The 11,922-nt window shown below is 56.9% G+C and carries 7 protein-coding genes and 1 pseudogene; 6 read left to right on the top strand and 2 right to left on the bottom strand.

The window, feature by feature from the left end:
- The first annotated feature begins 704 nt into the window (after positions 1-704).
- From VGE80_RS19340 to VGE80_RS19315, 6 genes are all read left to right on the top strand, one after another.
- The gene (locus tag VGE80_RS19340; RefSeq protein WP_440593799.1) at positions 705-1,442 is read left to right on the top strand and encodes an HAD family hydrolase; all 738 of its coding nucleotides are present in this window, start codon (positions 705-707) and stop codon (positions 1,440-1,442) included.
- 183 nt (positions 1,443-1,625) lie between these two features.
- A complete protein-coding gene (locus VGE80_RS19335; protein WP_373652637.1) occupies positions 1,626-3,503 on the top strand; it encodes a polysaccharide biosynthesis protein in 1,878 nt (625 codons plus the stop codon).
- Positions 3,504-3,723: 220 nt separating this feature from the next.
- Entirely contained in the window at positions 3,724-4,761 is a 1,038-nt protein-coding gene (locus VGE80_RS19330; RefSeq protein ID WP_440593798.1) for a ComEC/Rec2 family competence protein, read from the top strand.
- 37 nt (positions 4,762-4,798) lie between these two features.
- On the top strand, positions 4,799-5,575 hold the full coding sequence (locus VGE80_RS19325) for a biotin--[acetyl-CoA-carboxylase] ligase (RefSeq protein ID WP_373652639.1): 777 nt from the start codon (positions 4,799-4,801) through the stop codon (positions 5,573-5,575).
- A gap of 420 nt (positions 5,576-5,995) precedes the next feature.
- Entirely contained in the window at positions 5,996-9,040 is a 3,045-nt protein-coding gene (locus VGE80_RS19320; RefSeq protein WP_440593797.1) for a PSD1 and planctomycete cytochrome C domain-containing protein, read from the top strand.
- 81 nt (positions 9,041-9,121) lie between these two features.
- Complete coding sequence (locus VGE80_RS19315) at positions 9,122-10,552, top strand: DUF1501 domain-containing protein (RefSeq protein ID WP_440593796.1); 1,431 nt, start codon at positions 9,122-9,124, stop codon at positions 10,550-10,552.
- Positions 10,553-10,654: 102 nt separating this feature from the next.
- On the opposite strand, the gene VGE80_RS19310 is transcribed toward VGE80_RS19315, so the two are convergent.
- A complete protein-coding gene (locus VGE80_RS19310; RefSeq protein WP_440593795.1) occupies positions 10,655-11,545 on the bottom strand; it encodes an alpha/beta hydrolase in 891 nt (296 codons plus the stop codon).
- A gap of 157 nt (positions 11,546-11,702) precedes the next feature.
- Positions 11,703-11,922: pseudogene (locus VGE80_RS19305) on the bottom strand (elongation factor P); the annotation flags it as partial.

Genomic DNA, 11,922 nt, shown 5'->3' with positions numbered 1-11,922 from the left:
CCGATATGGTCCTCAGCACCATCAGCCTCCTGACCGTGCTGGGAAACATGGCGTGTCCGTGGCTGGTTGGCCGCTTCAACAATTTCGATCCCTTTGAGATAGGGTCGTGTTGAACGTTCCGCAATCCAGTCGTCCAGTTCCTGTGCTCGCTGCAGTCGTGGCGTTACAGGCAATTCGCGGGTCTCATTTCGAAAGAAAAGAGCTGCGCACGCTCCGATTAGGAGCACTCCAAGTGCCAGACCGATTCGTTGATCCTGGTGCATCCCTAACTCCTCTAATTGTCCCGATTCATTACAAGAATGGGTCAAACCCCGGAGATTTGCTCCGAGAACTTGCTAAAAAAATGGGAGAGGGACACGTTCCTTGAGAACTCTTGATTGATTTAACGATCAGCCCGGGCAGAACAGTTGGAACAGGGATGTCAGTTGGTCCGATTGAAGCGACGACACATGAAAGTCCGTCCAGCACACCGCAATTCGCAAACGAAGAGCGGATTCGGGGCATTTTCACTAATGAGACGACGGTGCCGCACCACGGGAATTGACGGACGAGAAGACCGCGGGTAACGAAAAGGAGGCCGACGGAGACGGGGCTGACTAGAATCCGCTGAGATGTCAAAAATTGATTCAAGCCGCCGTCGGTGACCTGCAGGGATTCTTGCAGAGACGATGCAATCAGATGATTGACAGAAGGGTAAGCTTTTTATGCAACTGACTGAGGTTCGTCGCGGTCTGAACGCAAAGCAGTTCAAGTGGATCGTGTTTGACGCCGTCGGAACACTGATCCGGCCAGAACCGTCCGTTGCCACAGCGTACCAGCGTATTGGCAGCCGTCACGGGTCTCGTCTCTCCGTCACGGAAGTGAACGAACGATTTCGCCGGTCGTTTCGACGCAGCGAGACAGAATTCTTTCCCAATCGTCCGGTCTCTAACGACATCTGGTCATCGAGTGACGAGATCGAACTCGCACGGTGGCGCTGGATCGTGGCCGAGGTCCTGCCGGACGTCAACGATGTGGACCACTGCTTTCAGGAACTTTGGGACCACTTCGCAGACCCCGTCTCATGGTTTTGCTTTGACGAGGTCGGCGCGAGCCTCCAGTCGCTGCGCGATGCCGGTTGCCGTCTGGCGATTGCATCGAATTTTGATTCGCGTCTGCATTCCGTTTGTGAAGGACACCCCGCGCTCCGGTTGATCGAGCAACGGTTTGTCTCATCAGAACTTGGCTATCGGAAACCCGCTCAACAGTTTTACACGTCAGTCATCGGACAATGCGGTGTGGAACCGGGTGACATTCTCATGATCGGCGACGACCCCTCCCATGACGTTTCAGGACCGATCGCAGCGGGCATGAAAGCACTTTTGATCGACCGCAGTTCCACCGATTCAAGTCCCGATACGATCCGTTCACTTTCGCAACTCATTCCTGCAAATCCTGCATGAGATCGGTATGGACAGGATTCTTTCGATCCAATATACCCCTCGCCTCTCTAGCACAGTTCCTATCTCAATTCTCATGGTTCGGCCAGAACGGTCGTGAGTGTCGCGTTGTCTCCAAACGCGCCCGTCACGGTCTTCTTCTGTCTCGCAATCTCCCTTCGAATTCGATTCAGAGAGTACCACTCGATGAAATATCGACTCGTTGCTACATTGCCAGTCTACCTGGCACTGTACACGCTATCACTCGCAGCGGCATTCTTCCTCCGATTCGACTTGGAGATCAGCGAAGATCTGACCAGCCGATTGTGGGAGTCACTTCCCATCGCGCTTGTGGTCAAGGGGACCGTGTTTACTGCCACGCGAGAATGGCGGCGGCGACACCGCTACACGACCATGAATGATGTCGTCTCAATCGTGGCGACAGCCAGCCTCAGCTCGGCGATTCTGCTCACTGCTCACCTGATGGACCTGATCGGTACCAGTCTGCCTCGATCGGTCATCGCCATCGATTGGCTGCTCACAGTAGTTGCGACAGGAATGCTGCGAACCACAGTCCGTGTCGCAATCGAAAGTTCTCACTACCGTCCGTCTCGACCTGAAAAGCTGCGGGCGATTGTCTTCGGTGCTGATCCCAATTCCATCTCGATTCTTCGAGCGTTGCAGTCGGCCAAATCCGAGTACAAAGTCGTTGCCATGTTGGATCAGACCGGGGCAACAGCCAAGTCATTGATTGGTGGTGTTCCCGTCGTCAACGCGAAACGCGGGATCGCTCAGATTGCCGATCGGTTCAGCGCCAGCCACTTGCTGATCCCCAGCGGAATCGAAGGGAAGACCGTCCGCGAACTGCACGCCATCTGCCAGGAAAATGAACTGACCGCCCGCGTGATTCCTGATGTGAACGAAATTGTCGCCGGTCGAGTCAAGTTGACGATCCGCGATGTGACAATTTCGGACCTGCTGCGGCGTGAACCGACTCTCCTGGACATGGCCAGCATTACCGGCTGCATTGCCGAGAAAACCGTCCTCGTCACCGGTGCAGCGGGGAGTATCGGATCCGAATGCTGTCGACAGATTGTCGATCTGAAGCCCAGGAAACTGATCCTGGTTGATCAGTCCGAATTCGGGATGTTCCAGATCGAGCAGGAACTGGTCGCACGAAAAATTACCGATGTCGAATTGATCTACGTGATCGTCGACATCAACGATCAAATCACACTGGGACGTGTCTTTGCAGAACACCTGCCCGATCTTGTCTTCCACGCTGCGGCATACAAGCATGTGCCGCTGATGGAACACAATGTTCAGATTGCCATTCGCAACAATATCCTCGGCACCAAATCGATTGTCGACCTTGCAGACCGGTTTGGTGTCGATCGATTTGTCATGATCTCGACCGATAAGGCAGTCCGTCCTACCAGCATCATGGGATCCACGAAACTGGTCGGCGAAAAATACCTTCAGGCTGTCGCCAGCAAGTCCCAGACAAAGTTCATCACCGTTCGATTTGGGAATGTGCTCAACTCTGCTGGAAGTGTGGTGCCGACATTCCGTCGCCAGATCCTGGAAGGGGGACCGATCACGGTGACCCATCCCGAGATGACGCGGTTCTTCATGACCATTCCCGAAGCGGTTCAGCTGGTCCTTCAGGCCGGTGCGATTGGTGGTAACGGACAAGTGCTGATTCTGGACATGGGCGAACCTGTAAAGATCGTCGACCTTGCTCGCGATATGATCAGCCTGTCAGGACTGCGCTATCCGGAAGACGTCGACATCGTGTTCACCGGACTGCGACCAGGTGAGAAGATGTACGAAGAGTTGTTCTACGGAAACGAGACCACGGCGAAAAAAGTCCACGAAAAGATCTTCTGCGCCGAACGTGAACCCATCAACGCCAGTGCGGTCAAACGCCACATTCTGGAATTGGAGCAAGCGTCACGTGGGAGTGCCGACGAAGCACGGCAGGCAATCCAGGCGGTCATCGCGGACTACGTCGATCAGGACGAAGCCACGCCGATGATCCATCAGTTCCAGCCATTCGCTGCTCCGACGCGCAAAGCCGCGTGATATTGCGGATCGTGTCCGGCCCCTCATCACCCCTCGCCATTCAGGAGAGGGGGCGGGACCGGACATCACATCCGGCAGGTTGAGGTCATCCCGATCCGGGTGCAGATTCCCTCGAGGCACTGCTGCCGGTCTCGTAAAATCGACCTCTGCGGAGTGGAGCCGAACTCCCGCGAGCGATATGGTTCTTACGGTTCGAGAAATCATTCCGTAAGGGTACCCCATGAATCGACTCGCGATCGCAGCCTGCCTCTTCCTTTTCGGCACCTTGCCACTGTTGGCTGGATCCGACGATGGTCGGCTGGACCTGTACTTCGTGGACGTCGAAGGGGGAGCAGCCACTGTGATCGTCACTCCCCAGGGAGAATCGATCCTGATCGATTCTGGCTATCCCGACAACGGAGGCCGTGATCGCGATCGAATTCTTGACGTCTTGAAGAATGTCGCCAGGCTGGACCACCTCGACCACGCCGTCGTCTCTCACTGGCACCTGGACCATTTCGGCAACCATGCTGAAGTCGCCTCGCTGTTCAAAATCTCTCATTTCTGGGACCGCGGAATTCCTGACCTTCTCTCAGAAGACCCCGGATTCACTAATCGAGTCGCACCGTATCGATCAGCCAGCCAGAATCGTTCCAAGACCCTGAAGGCGGGCGATTCGATGCCGCTCAAAGCCGGGGTCACTCCATTAACGGTCAAGGTGCTGACCGCCAGCGGCGAAGTCATTCCCAATACAGGCGAGCCCAACCCTTTCGCAGCCGAGCATCATCCTCAACCCGAGGATACATCCGACAACGCGAAGAGCATCAGTCTGCTGCTCACCTTCGGCAAGTTCAAGTTCCTGTGCTGCGGCGACCTGACATGGAACACCGAAGCCAAGTTGATGACACCCAACAATCCCGTCGGTCCGATCGAACTGTTCATGGCAACCCACCATGGACTGAACGTCAGCAATAATCCGGTGATGGTACTGGCGCTCGATCCACGAGTTTGTGTCACCTGCAACGGACCGACCAAGGGAGCCGATCCTGAAACCATCGCAACGTTCAAGCGGATCAAGTCCCTTCAGGCGATGTACCAGTTACACCGAAATGTCCGACTGGCGGAGAAAGATCAGGCTCCCGCCGAGAACATCGCCAATCAGGTCGAAACCGCCAAGTGCACTGGGAACTGGATCAAGGCGTCAGTGGCAAAAGAGGGAACGTCCTATACCATCCAGGTCGGCCCCCAAGGGAAGCCACGCACATTCGAAACACGTTAGCGATGAACGCACGAAGAAAGGTTTCTGCGGAACAATTGTGATTGATACAGCACGTCTGCTCGCCGAAACCTGTGTACGCAATGTCGAATGGTTGGATGAAGTCGGCTCAACCAATGATCGCGCATTGCAGCTCTCCATCGATCCCTTGATCGAAACGCCTTATCTGGTTGGTGCGGATCGTCAGTGGGCGGGCAGGGGGCGAGGTTCCAACCAGTGGTGGGGTGCGGATGGATCACTCATGTTCTCCATCGTCGTGGGGATGTCAGCCCTGAACCTGACACCCGCCGACTGGCCGCATTTTTCACTGGTCACCGGACTGGCCATCGCAGAGACGCTCTCGAAAACGCTTCCAGGGGCGAATGTAGGACTGAAATGGCCTAATGATGTCTGGCTGGAAGGCCGCAAGGTCAGTGGGATCCTGATTGAACAATGCGAACGTCAGTCCGATCGCCTGATCGTGGGGGTGGGACTGAACGTCAATAACTCGTTCGCAACAGCCCCCGCTGAACTGAAAGGAATCGCGACGTCGATGGTCGATGCGGCCGGAGGAACGGAATTCTCGCGAACCGACGTCCTGATTACGTTCCTCACGTGCTGGAGCGAACTGACGGAGCAACTCGCCCGGAACAAGTTGAGTCTCGTGGAGCGCTGGTCACGACTGTGTGTGCTCACTGGCCATCCTGTCACGCTGACAAATGGAAACCAGGAGACGATGGGCGTCTGCGCAGGGATCGACGCCGACGGCGCCCTGCTGTTACGAACCGCGTTCAACCTGGAACGACACTATGCGGGGACAGTCCGGCGACTGGATTAGTACCATGAATCTGGCTTGATGTCGCTGATTCTGCGTCACAGTCCGCGAACCGTGATCGGGAACAAATCGGGTAGGGAGACTCACGCTCAATCAATTCCGAAACCAAACTGTCGACAAACTCGCCAGAGTCACAAACACCGCCATGCAGTTGACCGGTTTCCGAAAGTGAGGTGGCGACGTTCGGGCGAAGGAATGATCCTTCGATTGTGCAATTGAGGACTGTCCCGAGTCGCGTTCCCTGATGAACAAACCTCGGCGAACGACAGACCGCTCTACTGAACAAAACAATTCCCGCCGTTGTGCTGGGTTGTGCTACCTTTGTAAGATAATGTTCCGCCCGAATTCTTCGCCCCATTTGCCCCGACGTTGCTCTCGGAGTGGTGACGGCCGGAGCTCAGCGCTGACGAGGTCATGCCCGCCATGAAATTGAGTTCCTCTGTAGCACGGTCCATCCTGAGTCCTGGCCTCTTTGGCTGGATGTCTCTGCACCTTGTCACGGGTCTCGCGCAAGCCCAGACCATCGACTATCAGCGAGATGTCCAACCCATCCTGGCCGAGCACTGCACTCACTGCCACGGCGGTGACGAAGGAACAAGACACGGCAGCCTGAGACTGGACGTACGCGAGACGGCACTGAAGGGAGGCGATTCGGGAACTCCTGCGATCGTCCCCGGTCAGCATGACCTCAGCGAACTGATCCGCCGCGTGACCTCGACCGACACCACGCAGGTCATGCCTCCACCAAAAGAAAACAAACCGCTTTCCCCTCAGCAAATCGACACCCTGAAAAAATGGATCGATGAGGGAGCCAAATACGCGGCACACTGGGCCTTTGTCCCGCCACAGAAAATCAAGCTCCCGGAAGGTGGTTCCCCTCATCCCATCGATGCGATCGTGGCTCAGCATCTGCAGAAGCGAGGTCTGACACCTTCACCTCGTGCTTCGAATGAAGTTCTCTGCCGCCGGCTGTATCTGGACCTGGTCGGATTGCTCCCCACCCCCGCTGAACTCGACGCGTTTGAGAAGAACGGCGTCGAAGCGACAATTGAAGGATTGCTGAAGAGTGATCGATTCGGAGAGAAGTGGGCTCGCCACTGGCTCGACGCCGCTCGCTATTCCGACACGAACGGGTACGAAAAGGATCTGTCACGTGACCAGTGGATCTGGCGTGACTGGGTGATCAAGGCACTCAACAAAGACATGCCGTACAACCAGTTCGTCATCGAACAGATCGCGGGTGACCTGCTACCGGGTGCAACGCAGGAACAGATCATCGCCACCGGCTTTCTCCGTAACAGCATGCTGAACGAAGAAGGAGCGATCATCGCCGAAGAGTTCCGGATGTTTGAAATGTTTGATCGAGTCGATTGTGTGGGAAAAGCCGTGCTGGGCCTTTCGACGCAGTGTGCCCAGTGCCACTCACACAAATTCGATCCCATCTCGCATGACGAATACTATGGGATGTTCGCATTCCTCAATAATTCCTATGAAGCCCAGTCATGGGTCTACACACCCGAGCAACAGCAGCAAATCGATCAGGTCACCAGTTCTCTTCGCGTGATTGAAGATCGAATTCGGACTCAGCGCCCTCAATGGCAGCAGGAAGTTGCTCAATGGGAAAAAGAGGTTCTTGCCAAACAAGTCGACTGGGCGCCGCTGATCGCGATGGAAATGGGAAGTGTCAGTGGACTGAATCACCCGACGCAACTGAATGACCATTCATTCCTGATGCGCGGACACCCCAGTAACGACGTCTTCTTCGTGGGTCAGCCAGACCTCAAAGGTGTTACCGGCCTCCGTCTGGAAGCCCTGACTCACGGGGACCTGCCCTTTGGCGGTCCGGGACGCGGGCCAGCGGGGGTGTGGGGCGTGACCGAAATTCACGCATCGATCCAGAAGCCCGGAAGTAGTGAGTGGGAAAAGCTGAAACTCGTTAACGCCACCGCAGACTTCTCGGAACCAGACCAGAAAGAAGATAAGAAGTCACGGGGCCCCGTCACCTATCTGATTGACGGAACCGATGACACGTCGTGGGAAGCGGACCGCGGAATTGGCCGTCGCAATCAGCCGTCCGTTGCTATTGTCCAATTTGAACAACCACTCGATCTTCCTCCCGGAACCAAGTTCAAATTCGCGATGAATACGAACGACATGCTGGTTTGTGCCCGGATCAGCACGACGACGGCTCCCGCACCGGCCGCATTGCCGATCGACTACGCGGCCATTCTGGCGATGAAGGTTCCTGCAGAGCAACGTACCGCCGAGCAACAGGCCGCGATCTTCTCGGCATGGTCTCGCTCAATCCCCGAACTCAAACCGATCACCGACGAGATCGACGCCCAGTGGAAACAATTTCCTACGGCTCTCACCTCTGTCCTTCATTTGAAGGAACGCCAGAACAACTTCGTCAGGCCGACATCTCTGCTCGATCGCGGTGGCTGGGACCAGCCCAAGCATGTTGTTCAGCCGCATACTCCCGCTGCCCTGCACCCGTATAACGATGTCTACCCGCCCAACCGGCTTGGGTTTGCTCAGTGGCTTGCGGCACCCGAGTCTCCCTTGACCGCTCGCGTGGCCGTCAACCGCGTCTGGCAGGCGATCTTTGGCGAGGGGCTGGTCGAAACGTCAGAGGACTTTGGAACCCGGACGGTGGTCCCTGAGTACCGGGATCTCCTGGACTGGCTGGCAGTCGACTTCATGGAGCATGGCTGGAGCCAGAAGCATCTGATCCGAACGATTGTCACCAGCACCACGTACCAGCAGAGTTCGACCATGTCGCCCGAACTTCGTGAGCGGGATCCGCGCAATCAGTGGCTCGCCCGGGGACCCCGGTTCCGCGCCGAAGCCGAAGTCGTTCGCGATATCGCTCTGTGTGCAGCGGGACTTATCAGCCACAAAATTGGCGGGCCGGGAATCATTCCTCCCGTTCCTCAGAACGTACTCGATTACAACTATGTCTATCCGACGTTCTGGAAGCCGGCTGAAGGGCCGGAACGATACCGGCGGACGGTTTACGTCTTCCGCAAACGGTCGATGCCTGATCCCGTGCTTTCCAGTTTCGATGCACCGAACAGCGACTTCAGTTGTGCTCGGCGTGTGCGGTCGAATACTCCGCTGGCGGCGCTGGCAGGCCTGAATGAGATTATCTTCGTCGAGTCGGCTCAGGCCATGGCTCTCCGCATCCTGCGAGAAGGTGGTCAGGACGACGCCCAACGGGCGGACTACGCATTTCGTCTGTGCACCGCGCGAAAACCGACAGGTGAAGAACGGACCGAGATTCTTTCGCTGCTGAAATCGAGACGGCAACGATTGGCAGATGGTTGGCTCGACATTCGCGAAATCGCGACAGGCGATTCCACAAAGCTGCCAGCAATTCCCCCCCGCGCAACCCCTCAGGACGCCGCCGCCTGGACGCTCGTTTCACGAGTCCTGCTGAATCTGGACGAAACGGTCAATAAAAACTGACATCAACGCACGGTTCTCTGAACCCGAAGCAGACTGGGCCAAATTCCGACGGAATCACACTTAACCACGAGGCTGGTCGAGATGACACAACAGAATGAATTGAAGACTGCGATGGCCCGGTATCTCAGCAGACGCTGGTTCCTGCGTGACTGCGGCGTCGGTCTGGCCGGGATCGCTGCCGGTGCTTTGGCGGCTCGTACCGGGTTGGGTGCCTCTTCCGCGCCCAATCCGCTCGCTGTCCGGCAACCGCACTACCCCGCCAAAGCCAAACGTGTGATCTACATGTTCAACGCCGGGGCTCCCAGTCATCTGGAGTTGTTCGACAACAAACCGGAACTGAGTAAACGGGATGGCCAGCTCCCTCCGGCAGACTTGCTCAAAGGCTATCGGGCTGCGTTCATCAACCCGAACTCAGCCCTGCTGGGACCCAAGTTCAAGTTCGAACGACATGGCAAATGCGGCATGGAACTGAGCGAAGTTCTTCCGCACACGGCCAGTATTGCCGACGACATCTGCCTGATTCGTTCGATGCAGACAGACGCAGTGAACCACGCTCCTGCTCAGATCATGATGAATACCGGGTCGCAACAGTTCGGCCGCCCCAGTTTTGGATCGTGGACGGTGTACGGTTTAGGGACCGAAAGCCAGGAATTGCCCGGTTTCGTGGTGCTGACGAGTGCCAAAGGAACCAGCGGCGGCGCAAGTAACTACGGCTGTGGCTTCCTGCCGACGATGTACGGCGGAATCCCATTCCGCAGCGCCGGGGATCCCGTCCTTTACCTCTCCAATCCTCGCGGAATCGATTCCGAGACGCAGCGTGCGTCATTGGATGCTCTGCAGCGACTTAACCAGTTGAATCTGGAAACTGCGGGCGATCCTGAAACTGCCGCCCGGATCCAGAGCTACGAAATGGCCTATCGACTTCAGTCGAGCGCACCGGAACTGATGGACCTGAAGAGCGAATCGAAAGAGACGCTCGACATGTACGGGGTCAAGGACCCCAACGAATCCAGCTACGCCCGCAACTGTCTGCTGGCGCGTCGCCTGATCGAACGGGGTGTCCGCTTCGTACAGCTCTTCCATGAAGCGTGGGATCATCACGGAAATCTCACAGCGGGTGTCAAACAAAATGCCATCGACACCGACAAGGCCAGTGCGGCTCTGGTGCGTGATCTCAAACAGCGGGGATTGCTCAACGATACCCTGGTCGTGTGGGGGGGCGAGTTTGGGCGGACCCCGATGGTGCAGGGCGGGAACGACGGTCGCGATCACCACAACCGCGGGTTCAGCATGTGGCTGGCGGGCGGGGGCATTAAAGCGGGACACGTCCACGGTCAGACGGATGAGTTCGGCTTCAACGTCGTCGCCGACCCTGTCCACGTCCACGACCTGAACGCCACACTGCTGCATCTGCTGGGTTTCGACCATACCCGGCACACTTACCGGTTCCAGGGTCGCGACTATCGCCTGACAGACATTCACGGCAACGTGGTCGAGGGGATTCTCGCCTGACCAGAGCCCTTGGGATGTACTTCGGATTCGTCGTCCGCGGAACGTGCAACGATGGAAACGGGGGCCCGTGCACCTGCGCAGTAGTACACGGGGGCGTTGAACCTACTTTGAGCGTAACTGTCTGATCAACCAGTCCACTGCGTACTGCTGAGACTCGGGAGTGACGGCATGTCCCACATTGGGCTGCGACCGAAACTCGAAGTTCTGCGAAGCTTCCTGCTGCCCGTACGCTTCGCGTGCTGCATCAACACAGAGTTTCACTCCGGGGCCGGGGGTCCGATCGTCACGGTCACCATTGATCACAAGTAGCGGCCGAGGGGCGATAAGGGGTAGCATCTGCGGGCCGTCGAAGTCACTTTCAATCCCCGGTACGACCCGCTGATAGAAACGACGGACAAATGCAGCATCAACGGTACCCTGTTGAAGTTCCCGGGCTGCACCATCCACGGCAGACTGAATCGTCCCGACACGAGATTGCCAGGCGTTGTTTTTGAGAGCCCAGTCAAAACTCTGGACTCCGATACAGGGGACGCTGGCGACGATCCGCTGGTCAACCGCTGCCGCTAGGTAAAGCTCTGTCCCCCCCTTGGAGAATCCGATTCCGCCGATTCGCTTGGGATCGACGTCAGAGCGAGTTTCCAGGTAGTCGAGCAGTCGCTGCAAGTCCCAGACGGTGTCGTAGTAGAAAGGAAACCTCTCCCCTGACTTCCAGGTTTCCAGAATTGCGGCGCGGTAGTCTTCGCTCCCTTTGCCGTGCTTTGCCCGTTCCCCGGCGTATCGGGCGTCGAATGCGACTCCCAGCACGCCACGTCGTGCCAGCACCTGGAGCAAGCCCTTCATGGCTTCCTTGTTTCCGCCGGTACCGTGAAGCACCATGACAACTGGCAGGGGTCCCGGCGGCGATGTCGCTGATTTCACCAGCAGACCAGGCACGCGTTCATCCGCTTCCGAGTCGAACTCGAATTTCACTTCGAGAACCCCGTCATCGATCACCGCTGATCGTTCGATGGGGTTCAGAGGAACCCGTGCTCGATCGATCAACGCTGAAAAACGATGACGTAGTGAATCCCCGTCGGGAATCGCTCGAGGTGCGCGCTCGACCGCTCCCAAATTCGTCGCCAGGAAGACAAAGAGCAACTGGCAGAGAAGATCACGTGCAGCGGCGCTTGAATTCGCCCGTCTCGGTATCAATTTCAATTTTGTCTCCGATTTCGACAAATGCAGAGACCTGAAGCTCATGCTTCGTTTCCTTAAGGATCGCCGCCTTGGTGATCTTGCCCGAAGTGTCACCACGAGTCACTGGCTCGGTGTATTCCACTTCGCGAATGATCGTCTTGGGGAGAACGACCGAGATCGAGCGACCTTCGAAG

Origin of the sequence: Schlesneria sp., assembly GCF_036405755.1 — a bacterium.
Taxonomy (GTDB): Bacteria; Planctomycetota; Planctomycetia; order Planctomycetales; family Planctomycetaceae; genus Schlesneria; species Schlesneria sphaerica.
Note: the sequence above shows the minus strand (reverse complement) of the source record. Positions and strands in the feature narration are given on the sequence as shown.